Here is a 16,790-nt window from a genome sequence, read left to right on the forward strand (position 1 = left end):
GAGATGATTATGTGGTCGGCAGGGCAGGTCACTGAAATCGTGAACGAAACGGATCGCTTGCAGGAGATTAGAGTCGAACTGCCATCTGAGACGGTAAAAGCGCTGCATTATCCGGCGCTTATGGGGAAAATAAAAGAAGGAGAACTTGTGGTGCTTAACACGACGGCCCATTGTCTATCGCTTGGAACAGGCGGTTTTCATTATGTTGCGGCCCGCTTTTCACGGCAGGGAAAGCCTCTTATGCAAACCGGTACCTTGCACAGAGGGCATATTATGAAGCTTCGGTATACACCGCTTCAATTGGCTATCTGTGCAGCGGAAGAGGTAAACAGTTCCCACCATGAGCGGTTTCAAACGGTAGTGGGCAATGAACTGTCCGGCGTTCCTGTACTCGTTGGGGAACTGCACAGCATGCTGCCGGCGATTTGCCTTTCTGCCCAGTACATATACAGAAAACGGGGGAGGGAGCAGCCTCCGCGTATTTGCTATATTATGACGGACAGCGGGGCGCTTCCGATGGCACTCAGCTCTCATGTTCACGTGCTCCGGGAGTGTGGTCTGCTAACAGGAACCATAACGTGCGGCCATGCGTTTGGCGGCGAAACGGAATGTATTAATATTTACACCGCGCTCCTGGCGGCGGTTCATATATGGCAGGCCGATATCGTGCTTGTCATGCCCGGACCGGGTATTGTCGGAACAGGTACTCCGCTTGGTTTTAGCGGGATCGAGCAGGTGTTTATACTCCAGGCCGTTCATCAGCTCCAGGGCATTCCGGTGATGGTACCGAGGGTGAGCGGGAGTGAGCGCCGGCAGCGCCACCTGGGGATCAGCCACCATACAAAAACGATCGTTCGCTATGCTGCCCATGTCCCATTTGTTCTCAATTTTGAAGAGACACTCCTGGATGGAGGAAAAACAGTACCGTATTCCAAGTGCCATACAGTTATCGAGCACGAGCCGCTTGACATAGAATTGTGGCAGCAAATAACGGATAAATACCCGCTGCCTCTTACAACAATGGGTAGAACAATAAAAGAAGACCCGGTTTTTTTTGCCCATGCTTATTATGCCGCGCAATTCGCCTGTGCCATACAGCAGCACAACAAGGCCGCGGCCCCAATGGATTTGTTTTCCTGACTGTGCTTCAATAGAAGAGAGAAGACAGAGAACATATGAGCAAAACGAATGGAGTGAAGGAGCAATGATTGAGAAAACAATAGTAAGCCGGCCGATCTATGACGGGAAGGTAATCAAGCTGAAAGTCGATGAAGTTGAACTTCCGAACGGAAAAACAGCGACGAGAGAAATCGTCAACCACTCCGGTGCCGTAGCGGTAATGGCCATCACGAATGATAACCGAATGGTAATGGTCCGGCAGTTCCGCAAACCGCTGGAGCGGATCATTGTCGAAATACCGGCGGGTAAGCTTGAGAAAAATGAAGACCCCGAAGCCTGTGCGAAGCGGGAGCTTATGGAAGAGACAGGATATACCGCCTCCGGCATACGCCTGCTGGCATCTTTCTATACGTCCCCCGGCTTTGCTGACGAAATCATTCACATGTATCGCGCTGAAGGGCTAACAGGGGGAGAGGCCCAGCCGGATGAGGATGAGTTTGTGGAACTGCTTCACGTTACGCTGGAAGAAGCGCAAAACATGATTGCGAGCGGAGAAATTCAGGATGCGAAAACGATCATGGCTGTGTATGCCTGGCAGCTGGACCCTAAATAGCGTATGGAATTTATGAAGGAATGCTTCGCTGATCTGCACATCCATGTGGGAAGGACCATCCATAACCGGCCCGTAAAAATAACAGCATCCCGCAGCCTGACCATCAGTTCGATTATGGAAGAAGCACTGCATCACAAAGGAATGCATATGGTCGGCGTAATTGACTGCCACTCTCCAGAGGTGCAGGAAGAAATCGATTTGAGAATCAAAGAGGGGACTGTCCGGGAGCTTCCAGGGGGCGGGTACCGCTACACCTCAGAAAAAGGCGAAATCACGATGATCGCTGGGGTTGAGATTGAGCTTCGCATCGGCAGAGGTGCCGCCCATTTCCTCGCATATCTTCCGGATCGCACCTCCTTTGCGTCGTTCCGGCAATGGTATGCGACAAAGGTAAAAAACGTCCATTTAAGCACACAGCGCATGTACGCTGATCTTGCACAGTTGATTGAGCAGGTAGAAATCCATGGAGGAATTATCCTGCCCGCCCATGCGTTTACCCCCCACAAGAGCATCTATGGCGCATGCGTCGATGAGCTATCGTCGGTGGTAGATGTAAGCAGGCTGGCTGCGATCGAACTCGGTTTAAGTTCAGATTCGAGGCTCGCCGATGGGATTGGCGAACTAAGAAGCCTTACTTTCGTTACGAATTCTGATGCCCACTCCACAGCGAAAATTGCGCGGGAATATCAAAATCTCTATATAAAAGAAGCGAATTTCACTGAGCTTGTCCGTGCTCTTCGCCGAGAGGGGGGCAGATGTGTGGCGGAAAACTATGGGCTCCATCCCCAGCTTGGAAAGTACTATCGCACCCGCTGTACGAATTGTGATGAGCTGGTCGCGCAAACAGATTCACCTCGCTGCCCGTACTGTGGGAAAGAAGGGAAAAGCGTTATCACGAAGGGCGTGTATGAACGGTTTCTGGAAATTTCAACACAGGCGCCCGGAACACATCCGCCCCACCGCCCGCCGTATCGGTACCACATCCCGCTTGAATTCATCCCGGGCCTAGGACCGGGCCGGATGAAGAAGCTGCTTGCAGCGTTCGGCACCGAGATGAACATCCTGCACCATGCTTCTTATGAGCAGCTGGAAGGTGCAGTGGGGGAGGAACTGGCTGCCCGTATTGAACGAAGCCGCACCGGTGATGTGACATTCCTGGAGGGAGGGGCAGGGATTTACGGCAAAATCAGCATGGAGTAATATTCACCCCCTGTCTGTCATACACTGGTTGTAAGAGACGGACAGGGGGGATACCCAGTGGTAAGGAGTAAACTTGGACAAACACTACAGCAAAATATACGGGAGAATTCTTCGCTGTACTTATTTACCATCGTATTGTTCATTATGGGTGTGGGATTTGGCGCGATTGTGGTAAACTCCCTGGGGCTTACGCAGAAGCAGGAGCTATTCATGTATGTGAGCCAATTTTTTCATGAATTAAAGAGTGATAATATTACCGATCCTGTGCGCGGTTTCCAAAGCTCGCTCGGACACTATTTAAAATATGTCGGGCTTATGTGGATTCTTGGCCTTTCTATCATCGGGCTTCCTTTAATTCTTATTATGGTTTTTCTGAAGGGGGTCGTCGTTGGTTTTACGGTCGGGTTTCTTGTGAACCAGCTAAAATGGCAGGGGCTTTACTTTGCAGCTGTTTCTGTTCTCCCGCAAAATCTACTGGTGATTCCGGCTATCATTATTGTCGCTACCGCGGGCGTTTCTTTTTCCTTACGGCTTGTCCAGTCCCGCTTTAAGAAACGAGGCGGCCCGATTTATCCGCAGTTTCTTGCCTACAGCAGCCTCATCCTTATTATGGGCGCGATTATGGCCATTGCCGCTGCTTTTGAAGCGTTTGTATCTCCCTCGCTGATGAAGCATGCAAGCGCTACGTTGTTAAACTTTATAATAATTATTATATAATAAGAATTATATTTGACTTGGTATCCAAAACTCCTCTATAATGGTGATGTACTAAGCCGCTCGGGAGGGTCTGGAATGGAAGAGAGAATTGATAGAATCAGACAACAGCTGCATACACATAGCTACAAGTTAACTCCGCAGCGTGAAGCTACACTCCGCGTATTGCTGGAGCATGAAGAGGATCATCTGTCCGCTGAGGATGTTTATTTACTTGTTAAGGAAAAATCTCCTGAGATAGGGTTGGCTACCGTTTATCGTACGTTGGAACTAATGAGCGAATTGCACATTTTGCACAAAATTAATTTTGGGGACGGGGTGGCCCGTTACGAATTCCGTAATGAGAACGCAGAGCACCACCACCATCATTTAATTTGTGTTATGTGTGGTGCGGTCGATGAAATACACGACGATTTACTTGGGGAAGTGGAACAGTCTGTCAGTGATAAATTTCATTTCCACATTCTTGACCATCGCCTGTCATTCCATGGAGTTTGCCATCGCTGCATTGATAAAGTTGATATTAATGATATTACGAATGTTAAAACAAACATTCCGAGCTAAAGAGCAGGGCCTCGAAAGGGTTGCTGCTCTTTTGTTTTGCTTTGCAAGCCTTGTAGTATTTCATATAGAGCCAAAGGACCAAGCCAACCATGCGGTTTTGATGGAATGGACAAACCCTGATTTTAATTAATATACAATCGAAGACGTAAGTAATAAGAAGGGCACTCACCGCAATGAGTGCCCTTTTTGAAATATTAGTGTGTTTTTGGCCCGGCTGTTTGCTGTGCGGGAGTAGCAGGAGCATACGGCTTATCTGCGCCCAGCCCGATATGTTTATCGTACGAGTCATAGACAGCACGTGCGATTGCGCCGGCAGATGATGCCCCGTAGCCGCCTTCAGGTACGATAACGGCTACAGCAAGTTTCGGATTGTCTAACGGTGCAAAAGAGATGAAAACACCGTTATTGACAGCATTATACTTTTTCCAGTGGGACTTTTCCTTGCCTGTTTTTTTGTCGATATATTTGTCAGCCTCAATATAAATATCCTGCTGCGAAGTCCCTGTTTTTGCCGCGACTTTGTAAGGAAACCCGGAGAATATACCGGAAGCCGTACCGCCGGGGGAAGTAACAAGCCCCATTCCCTGCTGCACCGTTCTCCAATAAAGATCCGGCTCTTTTAATGTGCTTAGTATTTCCGGTTTATACGGACGGACAACCTTGTTGTTCTTATCAACAACCCGGTCGACAAGCTGGGGTTTCATACGGGCTCCTTTATTTGCTACTGTAGCGACATACTGGGCAAGCTGCATCGCCGTATATCTTTCCTGCTGGCCAAACGAAGCCTGCACCATGGCCGCGAGCGAACCATATTCCTTGTTCATGTTAATATAGTCTTCATTTCCGGTGTTCTCACCGGGCAAATCGACTCCGGTGCTTGTGCCGAGACCAAAGGAGTGAAGGTAATTTTGCAATATGGCAGCGGACTTTTTGTGGTATTTCTTAGAAAAAGCTTCCCCAATGCGCGCCATATACGTATTGGAAGATTTCTGAAGCGCAATTTGCGGTGTCAGCATCCCATAATTATGGCCGCTATCATTCCGTACTTTATCACTTCTGCCATATACATATACGCCCGGATCCGGCCAGTAATCATACGGTGTAATTAAACCTTCCGATAACCCCAGTAAAACGGTAGCCGGTTTGATAGCAGAACCTGTCGGCACAATAGAGCCCGGGTGTTTCTGAGCTTCCTTCTCAGCATCTTTTCCTGTTTTCGGGCGAACATCATGCGTTGCCTCACGGATCGTTCCGTTTGTAATTGAATACATATTTGCATAATATGTATTCTTATCCGGCCCGTTCGTCCATATGGTTGGGTCGTACTCTGGATAGCTTACCATGGCGACAATTTTCCCTGTCTTTACTTCCATCGCAACGGCGTAGGCATTTTTGGCGTTGGACGCATTTTTCCCTGTTGCCCGTAACTTGGGCAGGAAGTTTTTAATGAAATCGCGTGTCTCAAGCTGCACCCGCTCGTCAATCGTTAAATACAGATTGTTCCCCTGCTTCGGAGGCATCTCGCTAATTTCCTGCAGGATCGTCTGATTGGCTGCCACCTGGTACACGCGGTATCCGTTCTCACCACGTAAATCTTTTTCATAACTCCGTTCAATTCCGTCAAATCCGACCGTTTGGGTAGGAAGATAGAAGTCTTTTTGATCCATATAGAACTTGATTTTACTACTATCAGACACAGCCACGTTGAAAGGCCGGACATACCCGATAGCCTGGACGGCAACTTGCTTTGGATCATACTTGCGAATCGGCTTGGTTGCTACCGTAATTCCGCCCAGTTCACTGCGGTGCTCTGCCAGGTAGGCGATTTCCTGCTGGGAAAGGTCGTGCTTTAAATCCCTTTCCAGGAATTTGGACGTCTGGCGTGGCACTCTTTCAAGCTTGCCATTCTTAAGCTCGTATCCGACGTCCATTTTCTTCAATAAGTCTTCTTTTGTTGTCCCTTTAAGAACTTTTTCCAGCTTGGTAACAAGCTCTAAATAATATTCTTTTGTCATATAGTCCTTATGCTCAAAGATGGCTGTAAATGAACCGCTGCTGTGCACAATCAGGTTGCCAAATCTGTCGTAAATGTTTCCACGAAGCGCAGGAATTGGAATCCGGATATCCGATTTTGCTGTCGCCTCCTGGCTGTATTGTTCTCCCTTCACGATTTGCACGTAAGAGAGGCGGAAGATAACGAGGGCAAAAATTAAAAATACGAGCACAAGGAGAACGTTTAGTCGATTGAATACTTGTTTAACCCTGTGGTTTCCTTTTTCTTCATGGTTATACACCGTTGTACCCACCTTACTCAAATAATTGACTCAAAAATAAATTGTAACATGCCCCCACTTAAATGAAAACAGAACAATGGTATAAAAAACTGCCAGGATGAATAGGATGTTGGTAAAACATCTTGTCCGGGCGGTGATGCTAATGTATATCACGTATAACAGGTTTAGGGAAGCGATGAAGCTCGTTGTTGTTTTTCTCGTTTTAACGTTTATATTTTATCGTGTCGTTACTTATATGAGTGGAATGATTCGGCCGGCAGAGCCGTACAAAGAACCGGAAGGCAAGGCGCTCAAAGTAATCAAGCAGGCGCATTCCAGTGAATTAGCGTATGAAGATGTGAAACAGCGGCTGTTTGCTTTTTACTGGTATGGTGAATGATAATTTTTTATGCTTAGGAAGGAAACGGCGGTCTATTGTGGAATTAAGTAGTTTATGGGAGAATATTTCTCTATCGCTCTTCCTGCCATTGGGAGTAAGAAGCGATACATTTGGTAGTTTGAGGGAGAACAAAGCAATGGAAAATCTAATTACCCAGTTTATCCATTACTTAACTGTGGAGAAAGGGTTAGCTAAGAATACACTTGAATCATATCATAGGGATCTTTCCACGTATTGCAGCTACCTTGCAGAGGAAGGATATGCCGACCTAAACCATACAAGCCGAATGCAAATTATGGGGTACCTGCTCAATCTGCGGGAGCGGGGGCGGGCAACGGCTACCGTTTCGCGCAACCTTGCTTCGATTCGCGCTTTTTATCAATTTCTAGTACGGGAAAGATTTATTGAGAAAGATCCGAGCATTAATCTGGAGTCGCCGAAAATCGAGAAACGATTGCCGCATGTACTGTCCGTTACGGAGGTAGAGATGCTGCTTAACGGTCCGGATACCCGCTTGCCTGCGGGACAGCGTGATAAAGCAATGCTTGAGCTGCTCTATGCGACAGGCATCAGGGTATCCGAGCTTGTGTCACTTAATCTTACGGATGTTAATCTATCAATGGGCTTTATCAAGTGTATGGGGAAAGGTTCGAAGGAAAGGATTATTCCACTCGGCCGTCTCGCTATTTCGAATGTACAGAACTACATAGAGTCCAGCCGTTCGATTCTTAAGAAACGGGGGCAGGAAGAAGCGCTTTTTCTTAATCACCACGGCCGGAGGCTTTCCCGGCAGGGGTTTTGGAAGATTATTAAGAAATACGCGCAGCTGGCACGTATTGAGAAAGAGATTACGCCGCATACCCTGCGCCATTCATTTGCTACGCATCTGCTTGAGAATGGAGCGGATCTTCGTTCTGTTCAGGAAATGCTGGGGCATGCGGATATTTCGACTACACAGATTTATACGCATGTGACGCGTTCACGCTTAAAGGAAGTGTATGCAAAGGCTCATCCAAGGGCATAAGAAAGGAAAAGGTACTTCATAACGACAAAGAAGTACCTTCTTTATGCTTTCTTGCGGAAATTTTAGCTGTTGGATGTTTCTTAGCATCTTCCGCTCTTTTACAGTTAGGAGGAATTCAATTGAAGAAGTTTAAACGTGTATTTTTAATAGTGCTGGACAGCGTGGGGATCGGGGAGCTGCCTGATGCGGCAGAGTATAACGATACAGGCGCCCACACGCTCGGACATATTGCTGAAAAAATGAACGGGCTTACTGTCCCAAACATGGCTTCCTTTGGCCTTGGACGCATAGAAAAGCTGCAAGGTGTGCCGGCGGAAGAGAATCCAGCCGGTTACTTTGGCAAAATGAAAGAGATATCAGTAGGGAAAGATACATCAACCGGACACTGGGAAATCATGGGTCTGAAAGTTGAGACTCCTTTTAAAACATGGCCCAATGGTTTTCCAGATAGCTTGATTGGTCCATTTACCGAAAAAATTGGCCGGGACGTTCTCGGCAACAAACCCGCTTCGGGAACCGAAATCCTCGACGAGCTTGGGGAACAGCATATGAAAACGGGCGATGTTATCGTCTATACATCGGCGGATAGCGTCTTCCAGGTAGCGGCTCATGAAGAAATTGTCCCGCTTGAGGAATTGTATGAAATTTGTAAAGTGGCCCGTGAACTTACGCTTGATGATGAACATTCTGTCGTAAGAGTCATTGCGCGTCCGTTTATCGGACAGCCTGGGAATTTTACCCGTACGGCAAACCGCCACGATTATTCTGTATCACCCCCAGGAAAGACAGTGATGAACTCCCTTGAGGATGCTGGTTATGCTTCGATTGCTATTGGCAAAATTTCCGATATTTACGCCGGTGAAGGGGTAACCGAATCGATGAAAACCAAATCCAATATGGATGGAGTTGATAAATTGCTGCAAACAATGAAACAGGATTTCACAGGCCTGAGTTTTGTTAATCTGGTTGACTTTGATGCGCTGTACGGCCACCGCCGCAATCCGCTTGGATATGGGGAAGCGCTTGAGGCGTTCGACAAGCGGCTGCCCGAAATTATTCAGTCGCTGCGCGAAGATGATCTGCTCATCATTACAGCGGATCACGGCAATGACCCGGTACACCACGGAACGGATCATACCCGGGAATACGTGCCGCTTATGGTATACCACAAAGGAATGAAACATGGACAATCGCTCGGTGTTCGGGGAACGTTTGCGGATCTTGGTGCAACGATTGCAGATAATTTTCAGGTTACACAGCCGGAAATCGGCACGAGCTTTTTACAGCAGTTAACAGAAGAGTAAAAGGAGAGAGAGCAGCTATGTCTAATCAGGCGTTAACAGTTGAGGTAGCACAGTATATTGAGAACCGGACAGATTATCGGCCGCAAATCGGCCTCATCCTTGGTTCCGGCCTTGGGGTTCTTGCGGATGAAATCGAAAATCCGACGATTATTCCTTATCATGAAATTCCTCATTTTCCAGTGTCTACAGTGGAGGGGCATAAAGGCCAGCTTGTTATCGGGACGCTGAACGGAAAAACAGTAGTAGCGATGCAGGGCCGCTTTCACTATTATGAAGGACACGAACTGGACGTTGTTACCTTCCCTGTTCGGGTAATGAAAGCGATGGGTGTGGAGAAAATCATCGTTACGAACGCGGCGGGCGGCATTAATGAAGCTTACGCACCCGGCGATTTAATGCTCATCAAAGATCATATTAACCTCACAGGCCGCAACCCGTTAATCGGACCGAACGACGAAAGCCTTGGCGCACGCTTCCCCGATATGTCCGCGGCGTATTGCCCTGAATTGCGGGAGATAGCACGCAGGGTTGCGGGTCAGCACGGCATATCCGTTCAGGAAGGTGTGTACGCGGGGCTGACGGGTCCATCCTATGAAACACCGGCTGAAATCCGCATGCTCCGCATTCTTGGCGGGGACGCGGTCGGCATGTCTACGGTTCCGGAAGTCATTGTTGCCCGCCATGCCGGAATGCGTGTGCTCGGAATTTCCTGTATTAGCAACATGGCTGCAGGAATACTGCCGCAGCCGCTTTCCCACGCAGAGGTGATGGAAACGGCGGAAAAGGTAAAGCATACTTTCCTAACACTGGTCAAAGGAATTATTGAAGCGATGTAAACTTTTTGCATAAAAAAGCCTGAGACGAGCGTGGTTTGACAAAACAGTCGTTTCAGGCTTTTCTACTGGATAAGAACCTGCATAATTGATGAGGAGGGCACGAGATGGAATCCCCTATGTTGAAAATCAATGAAGCAACCGAATATATTGCAAAGCGTGTAAGCATGGCGCCGGAAATCGGCCTTATTTTAGGTTCAGGACTTGGGGTGCTTGCTGATGAAATAGAAGCGGCGGTACGAATCGACTACCACGAAATTCCCCATTTTCCGGTGTCCACCGTAGAAGGGCACGCGGGCCAGCTTGTCATCGGCCGGTTGAACGGAAAAACAGTGGCGGCGATGCAGGGCCGCTTTCACTTCTACGAAGGGTATACGATGCAGCAGGTTACCTTTCCTGTTTATGTGATGAAGAAGCTCGGAATTCACTCCGTAGTCATTACGAATGCCTGCGGTGGAATGAATGCGGCATTCGCACCCGGCGATTTGATGCTCATTACAGACCACCTGAATTTCACAGGGGCAAATCCTTTGATTGGCGGGAATCTGGAAGAGCTTGGGCCGCGCTTCCCTGATATGTCTGAAGCGTATTCCAGGGAATACACCGCGCTTGCCAGGGAAAAAGCGGAAGAGCTTGCCATTACTATACAGCAGGGGGTGTACGCGGGCATTACAGGTCCGACTTATATGACACCGGCTGAATTAATTATGCTGGCACGCCTGGGGGCGGACGCAGTCGGTATGTCTACGGTTCCAGAAGTCATCGCGGCACGGCATGCAGGGCTGAAGGTGCTCGGCATTTCCTGTGTCACGGATATGGCAATCGGTGAACAATTGGAGCCGCTTACACATGAGCAGGTAGTACAAGTAGCGAATAGAACGCGTCCGCACTTCATTTCTCTTGTAAAGGCCGTTTTACCGGGGGTGAACGGTTAATGCGCATGGTCGACATTATCCAGAAGAAGAGAAATGGAGAAGAGTTAACCGAAGCTGAAATCCGCTTTCTTATTTCCGAATACACGGAAGGCAGAATACCTGACTATCAGGTGTCTGCCTGGGCGATGGCCGTTTATTTTAAAGGAATGAACGCAAAAGAAATCGCCGTCCTGACAGACGCGATTGTGAAGTCGGGGGATCAAATCGATCTGTCGCCTATCCACGGAATTAAGGTTGACAAACATAGCACCGGCGGAGTAGGCGACACGACTACGCTCGTGCTTGGCCCGCTCGTGGCAACTGCGGGAGTGCCTGTAGCCAAAATGTCAGGCAGGGGGCTTGGCCATACCGGGGGGACGATCGATAAGTTGGAATCGATACCAGGCTTTCACGTGGAGCTAACACGGGAAGAATTCATTAACACGGTAAACCGGTGCAAGCTGTCTGTTGTCGGGCAGAGCGGCAATCTGACTCCAGCGGATAAAAAGCTATACGCATTGCGGGACGTAACAGCAACGGTTGATACGATTCCGCTTATTGCCAGCTCCGTCATGAGTAAAAAAATCGCTGCCGGTGCGGATGCCATTGTGCTTGACGTAAAATACGGAAGCGGGGCGTTTATGAAAACGCCGGAAGAAGCCGAGCGGCTTGCCCGGACGATGGTAAGCATCGGCGAGGAGGTTGGCAGAAAGACCATTGCGATCATCAGCAGCATGGAGCAGCCGCTCGGTTTTGCTGTCGGGAATGCCCTCGAGGTAAAAGAAGCGATTGATACGCTGCAGGGAAAAGGACCGGAAGACTTAACTGAACTCTCTCTTGTCTTAGGTGCGCATATGGTTCATCTTGGCGGAAAAGCGTCCTCCTATGAAGAGGCCCGTTCAAAGCTGGAGGAGATTATTCGAACGGGCCAGGCGCTGGATGTGTTCAAACAATTCATCACAGCCCAGGGCGCAAGTCCGGAGGCGATCGACAGGCCGGATGAACATTTGCCGAAAGCCTCCCGCATTGAGCCGATCCGCGCTTCTGCTTCCGGCTATGTAGAACAAATTGCTGCCGAACAAATCGGGGTTGCAGCCATGAAGGTGGGAGCCGGAAGGGAGACGAAAGAATCCGCAATCGATATGGCAGTCGGCATTGTGATTCATAAAAAAATAGGTGACAGGGTAGAAGCAGGAGATGTTATTGCTCAAATTCACTGTAATAATGAGGAAAACCTGGAAGAAGCGGCAGCTATGGTCCAAAATGCTTATCAAATCAGGCAAAATAAACCTGTTCAGCCAAAGCTGATTGAAAAAGTAATTGTAACTTCAAAACCGTAATTTCTTACATTACGAATCTCTCAGACAAATGGGAGATTCTTTTTTTGTAATAACCCCCTGGCAATCGTTTATTTGCAAGCGTTTTCTAAATGAAAAATTATAGGATTTTCTATTTACAAAAACTATTAATTATTTTATATTTATAATGCTTATTCAGAAAACTTTCTTTCGAAAAGCGTAGATATTTCTGAAAAGAGTGCTATAATCGTAATTGCGAAGCTTTCTGAATGATTATTCATATCCGCAGGCTGAAGGGCCGAGAGGGGGTGCCTAATTGAGAAAACTAGATTTACTTGATTTTCAGATTGTTCAAATGCTTCAGTTTGATGCCCGCCGTGCATATACTGATATGGGACAAAACCTTGGAGTCAGTGAGGGAACGATTCGGTCACGAATTAACAGGATGCTGGAAGATGGCATTTTCCAATTTATTATTCATACTGATCCTCTTAAGGTAGGGCTGCATGTACAGGCCATTATCAGCATGTCGACAAAGCTGGGGCAGCAGGAAAAAGTTGCCGAACAGTTGGGCAAGCTAAGAGCGGTTCGCTTTATCGGCGCGTTTTCCGGCCGAAACGATCTGATTATTCAGGCCTATTTTCGTTCCAACGAAGATCTCGTTGCCTTTGTCAATGAAGATCTTTCAAGAATCGAAGGAATCGCTTCTGCCGAGGTTTCGATTGAACTAAAGCAGTATAAGGATTCATTCTCGTATGTTCCAACTGAGGGGTTACAGGACACGGTAGGCTCATAAACTTACATAGGTCCTAGCTCATATAAATTTAAACAATATGGAGGTTAATGCAGTGAAGAAACCTTTTGCAGTTTTATCAAGCGTGGTGCTCACCATGTCTCTTGCGCTTACGGGCTGCGGCGGAAACTCTGCGCAGACAAGCGGCGGCGGAAGCCAGCAGGCTGGAAGTTCAGATGTGAAGCAAGTTATCCGCATCGTCGACGGTGATGAGCCAGGCACATTGCACCCAGGTAAAGCCGAGGCCATGACTGAAACATATCCGATTGAACACATGATGGAAGGGCTCATGACGAAGACACCGGAGGCAAAAATCGTACCGGGTATGGCGAAAGAAGACCCGAAAGTAAGCGCGGATGGAAAAACCTATACGTTTACCCTGCGCGATGGCTTGAAATGGTCTAATGGAGACCCGCTAACAGCCCACGATTTTGAATATGCCTGGAAGTATGTGATCAACCCCGCAACTGCTTCTCCGTACTCTTATCAGATGATGTTTATCCAGGGAGCAGAAGCTTATAACACTTCTACAGAAAAAGACGCGGCAAAGCTGAAGAAGCTAGAGGATGCTGTTGGCGTAAAAGCGCTTGATGATAAGACGCTTGAAGTTAAGCTCGTAAATCCAACTCCGTTTTTTACGGACGTGTTAACGCAGGCTACTTTCTACCCTGTGGACAAGAAGGTTCAGGAAGCTAACCCGAAATGGGCAGATGATCCGAAAACATACGTTTCCAATGGACCGTTCAAGTTTACTGAGTGGAAGCACAAGCAAAGCATGAAGATGGTTAAAAATGAAAACTACTATGATAAAGATAAGATCAAGTTAGACGAAATCGATTGGGCTATCGTTCAGGATGAGAATACGGTTTACCAGATGTATAGATCCGGACAGTTGGACGTAGCTTTCCCAATGCCGACTGAAGTTACCGGTAAGCTGCTGGCGGCAAAAGATCCGACTGTAATCCCACAGCCGAACTTCGGAACATACTATTACGACGTCAACTTAAAGTCTAAAGATCCGAAATACAAAGTACTGCAGAATAAGAACATTCGTAAGGCACTCGCGATGGCAATCGACCGTAAAACCATTACGGAAAAAAATTGCACAGGGTGGACAAAAACCGGCATACGGCTATGTTCCTTACGGCTATGTAGAGCCAAACGGCAAGGAATTTGCTGATAATACAGGGGCTCTCTTCAAGGAAGATGTTGGAGAGGCTAAAAAATTGTTGGAACAAGGCATGAAAGAGGAAGGCATCACAGCGATGCCGCCAATCCCTATTCTTTACAACACACTGAACCTTCACAAGAAGATTGCTGAAGCGGTTCAAGAAATGTGGCGTAAGAATCTCGGCCTTAACGTTACACTCGAAAACGTAGAAATGAAAGTAAGGCTCGAACGCAACCATAAACATGATTATGCAATCACACGTGACGGATGGAATGGGGATTACATCGATCCGATGACATTCCTCGGACAGCAAATTTCAACAAGCACACAGAACTTCTCTGGTTTCAACAACAAGCAGTATGATGATTTAGTTAAAAAAGCAAATGAAGCATTAAACCCGGAAGAACGTCTGAAATACATGCATGATGCTGAGAAAATTCTCGTTGAAGAAATGCCGCTTATTCCGATCTACTACTATACGCAGCCATATGCTGTAAAATCAAATGTTAAAGGTGTGTTCTGTACCTCTAACCGTTATCCGGACGTAATGTACGCGGAAATTACAAAGTAATACATTATACACAGCATGGTAAGGGTATGCCTAAGTGTGGGCATACCCTTATTAAAAGCTAAGCTGTCTATTAAAGAAAAAAGAAAGCAAGCGTTAATATAAACGAATGATTTGATAGATTTGGAGGTACGCCAGTGTTTACGTATATAATAAAGCGGTTTGGATGGGCGCTGTTAACGCTGTGGGCAGTAGTAACACTTACCTTTCTTCTCATGCATATTATCCCCGGGGATCCTTTCGCTAAGGAAGGAAATATGCCGCCGGCTGTTTATCAAAACTTGGTGAGATATTACCATTTGGATAAGCCGTTAATTGTTCAGTATGGACTCTATTTGGAAGCGCTGCTTCATTTTGATTTCGGTCCGTCTCTTAAGTCGGAAACCCAGACAGTGAACGACATGATCGTACAGGGATTTCCTGTATCGTTAGAGCTCGGCCTTCAGGCGATTGTTGTTGCGGTCGTTTTCGGAGTATTGTTCGGTGTAACAGCTGCCCTCTTTCATAATAAATGGCCGGACTATGTTTCGATGATTTTAGCAATTGTAGGGATTTCTGTTCCTAGTTTTGTGCTCGCCAGCTTACTCATTAACTACTTATCGGTGAACAATCCGATTTTTCCTGCGGCAGGATGGGGAACCTTCATGAATACGATTCTGCCTACGATTGCACTCGCCGCGCTGCCGATGGCGTTCATCGCACGCTTAATGCGTTCCAGTATGCTTGAAGTATTAAATCAGGACTATATTAAAACCGCTAAGGCTAAAGGATTAACCCGTTTTATTGTCATTTTACAGCACACGATCCGAAATGCGATTCTTCCGGTCGTAAGCGTACTTGGAATTATCGCGGCAAATACGATAACGGGAAGCTTTGTTGTTGAACGTATTTTTGCGATTCCTGGATTGGGCGACTTGTTTGTAAAGGGGATTTTCAACCGTGATTATCCCGTTATTCTGGGCTCTACCGTTTTCTATAGCGCAATCCTTATCTTCCTGATTTTCATTGTGGATATTGCCTATACATGGGTTGACCCGCGGATTAAGCTGACAGGGGGGAACAAGTAATGCAGCCAGATCTAAAATTAACTCCTGAAATGTTCCAGCCCGCACCTGATAATTTTAAAGACGCTGAAAAAATTCAGCGCCGCAGCATCTCCTATTGGGCGGATGTATGGCGCCGTTTGCGGCTGAATAAATTAGCGATGCTTGGTATGTTCACCATTGTGGGACTCGTTATTATGGCAATTATCGGTCCAATGATCAGCGGCCACACGTACTATGAACAGGACTTCGCTTCACAAAACATAGAGCCGGGCGATGCAAAGTTCTGGTTTGGTACGGATGGTGCGGGGCGTGATTTGTTTACCCGTGCCTGGTATGGAGCAAGAATTTCCCTGTTTATCGGTTTTATGGCCGCATTCCTTGACTTCGTTATCGGTGTCGTCTATGGAGGGATTTCCGGATTGAAAGGCGGGCGCATCGATAATATTATGATGCGCATTGCCGAGGTATTATACGGCATCCCTTACCTTCTGATGGTTATTTTATTGATGGTTGTTATGGGACCGGGGCTTTGGACGATTATTATTGCCATGTCGCTAACAGGCTGGATTCCGATGGCACGCCTGGTGCGCGGCCAGGTGCTCCAGTTAAAAGAGCTGGAATACGTTCACGCTTCCATGGCGCTGGGTGCCGGTACGTGGTGGGTGCTTAAAAAGCATATTATCCCGAATACAATGGGCCCGATTCTCGTAAATATGACATTAACCATCCCAACTGCGATTTTTAATGAAGCGACCTTAAGCTTCCTCGGGCTCGGAATCCCGGCACCGAAGGCAAGCTGGGGCACGATGGCAAGTGATTCGCTCGATAGTTTATTGATTGGAACCGTATATCAGCTATTTATACCGGGACTCCTCATCTCATTGGCCATGTTTGCGTTTAACGTGTTTGGAGACGGATTGCGCGATGCACTTGATCCAAGAATGCGTAAATAAAGT

General features: G+C 47.4%; 17 protein-coding genes. 16 read left to right on the top strand and 1 reads right to left on the bottom strand.

Features of this window, described 5'->3' with window-relative positions; genetic code table 11:
* Positions 1–3: 3 nt before the first annotated feature.
* From MBEAL2_RS08845 to fur, 5 genes are all read left to right on the top strand, one after another.
* Positions 4–1,140: a DUF3866 family protein gene (locus MBEAL2_RS08845; protein ID WP_047151951.1), complete on the top strand. Its 1,137-nt coding sequence runs from the start codon at positions 4–6 to the stop codon at positions 1,138–1,140.
* A gap of 64 nt (positions 1,141–1,204) precedes the next feature.
* Positions 1,205–1,732, top strand: a complete 528-nt coding sequence (locus MBEAL2_RS08850; RefSeq protein WP_047151952.1) for an NUDIX hydrolase — start codon at positions 1,205–1,207, stop codon at positions 1,730–1,732.
* Between the two features lie 3 nt (positions 1,733–1,735).
* Entirely contained in the window at positions 1,736–2,932 is a 1,197-nt protein-coding gene (locus tag MBEAL2_RS08855; RefSeq protein ID WP_236692732.1) for an endonuclease Q family protein, read from the top strand.
* A 57-nt stretch (positions 2,933–2,989) separates the two neighbouring features.
* Positions 2,990–3,649 (top strand): stage II sporulation protein M, encoded by a 660-nt coding sequence (gene spoIIM, locus MBEAL2_RS08860; RefSeq protein WP_047151953.1) that lies wholly within the window; start codon positions 2,990–2,992, stop codon positions 3,647–3,649.
* 75 nt (positions 3,650–3,724) lie between these two features.
* Positions 3,725–4,210 carry a ferric iron uptake transcriptional regulator gene (gene fur, locus MBEAL2_RS08865; RefSeq protein WP_047151954.1) on the top strand — a complete coding sequence of 162 codons (486 nt, stop codon included), beginning with the start codon at positions 3,725–3,727 and terminating at the stop codon, positions 4,208–4,210.
* A 194-nt stretch (positions 4,211–4,404) separates the two neighbouring features.
* Here the strand turns inward: fur and MBEAL2_RS08870 are convergent, their stop codons facing one another.
* Entirely contained in the window at positions 4,405–6,504 is a 2,100-nt protein-coding gene (locus tag MBEAL2_RS08870) for a peptidoglycan D,D-transpeptidase FtsI family protein (protein WP_082129844.1), read from the bottom strand.
* Between the two features lie 106 nt (positions 6,505–6,610).
* On the opposite strand from MBEAL2_RS08870, the gene MBEAL2_RS08875 reads away from it, so the two are divergent.
* The 11 genes from MBEAL2_RS08875 (at position 6,611) to MBEAL2_RS08920 (ending at position 16,787) form a co-directional block, all read left to right on the top strand.
* Positions 6,611–6,883: a DUF4227 family protein gene (locus MBEAL2_RS08875; protein WP_047151955.1), complete on the top strand. Its 273-nt coding sequence runs from the start codon at positions 6,611–6,613 to the stop codon at positions 6,881–6,883.
* Positions 6,884–7,019: 136 nt separating this feature from the next.
* A complete protein-coding gene (gene xerD / locus MBEAL2_RS08880; protein WP_047151956.1) occupies positions 7,020–7,907 on the top strand; it encodes a site-specific tyrosine recombinase XerD in 888 nt (295 codons plus the stop codon).
* A gap of 119 nt (positions 7,908–8,026) precedes the next feature.
* Positions 8,027–9,211, top strand: a complete 1,185-nt coding sequence (gene deoB / locus MBEAL2_RS08885) for a phosphopentomutase (RefSeq protein ID WP_047151957.1) — start codon at positions 8,027–8,029, stop codon at positions 9,209–9,211.
* A 17-nt stretch (positions 9,212–9,228) separates the two neighbouring features.
* A complete protein-coding gene (locus tag MBEAL2_RS08890) occupies positions 9,229–10,047 on the top strand; it encodes a purine-nucleoside phosphorylase (RefSeq protein ID WP_047151958.1) in 819 nt (272 codons plus the stop codon).
* A gap of 104 nt (positions 10,048–10,151) precedes the next feature.
* On the top strand, positions 10,152–10,979 hold the full coding sequence (locus tag MBEAL2_RS08895) for a purine-nucleoside phosphorylase (protein WP_047151959.1): 828 nt from the start codon (positions 10,152–10,154) through the stop codon (positions 10,977–10,979).
* A complete protein-coding gene (locus MBEAL2_RS08900) occupies positions 10,979–12,298 on the top strand; it encodes a pyrimidine-nucleoside phosphorylase (protein WP_047151960.1) in 1,320 nt (439 codons plus the stop codon). Before MBEAL2_RS08895 ends, MBEAL2_RS08900 begins: the two co-directional genes overlap by 1 nt.
* A 274-nt stretch (positions 12,299–12,572) precedes the next feature.
* The gene (locus MBEAL2_RS08905) at positions 12,573–13,052 is read left to right on the top strand and encodes an Lrp/AsnC family transcriptional regulator (RefSeq protein ID WP_047151961.1); all 480 of its coding nucleotides are present in this window, start codon (positions 12,573–12,575) and stop codon (positions 13,050–13,052) included.
* Between the two features lie 52 nt (positions 13,053–13,104).
* On the top strand, positions 13,105–14,229 hold the full coding sequence (locus MBEAL2_RS33540) for a peptide ABC transporter substrate-binding protein (RefSeq protein WP_052947602.1): 1,125 nt from the start codon (positions 13,105–13,107) through the stop codon (positions 14,227–14,229).
* Positions 14,150–14,791 (top strand): ABC transporter substrate-binding protein, encoded by a 642-nt coding sequence (locus MBEAL2_RS33545; protein ID WP_269082457.1) that lies wholly within the window; start codon positions 14,150–14,152, stop codon positions 14,789–14,791. The genes MBEAL2_RS33540 and MBEAL2_RS33545 overlap by 80 nt, the downstream gene beginning before the upstream one ends.
* Before the next feature lie 134 nt (positions 14,792–14,925).
* Complete coding sequence (locus tag MBEAL2_RS08915) at positions 14,926–15,855, top strand: ABC transporter permease (protein ID WP_047151962.1); 930 nt, start codon at positions 14,926–14,928, stop codon at positions 15,853–15,855.
* Positions 15,855–16,787: an ABC transporter permease gene (locus tag MBEAL2_RS08920; protein ID WP_052947604.1), complete on the top strand. Its 933-nt coding sequence runs from the start codon at positions 15,855–15,857 to the stop codon at positions 16,785–16,787. The genes MBEAL2_RS08915 and MBEAL2_RS08920 overlap by 1 nt, the downstream gene beginning before the upstream one ends.
* The last annotated feature ends 3 nt before the right edge of the window (positions 16,788–16,790 follow it).

This window comes from Aneurinibacillus tyrosinisolvens, from assembly GCF_001015055.1.
In the GTDB taxonomy this organism is placed as follows: domain Bacteria; phylum Bacillota; class Bacilli; order Aneurinibacillales; family Aneurinibacillaceae; genus Aneurinibacillus_A; species Aneurinibacillus_A tyrosinisolvens.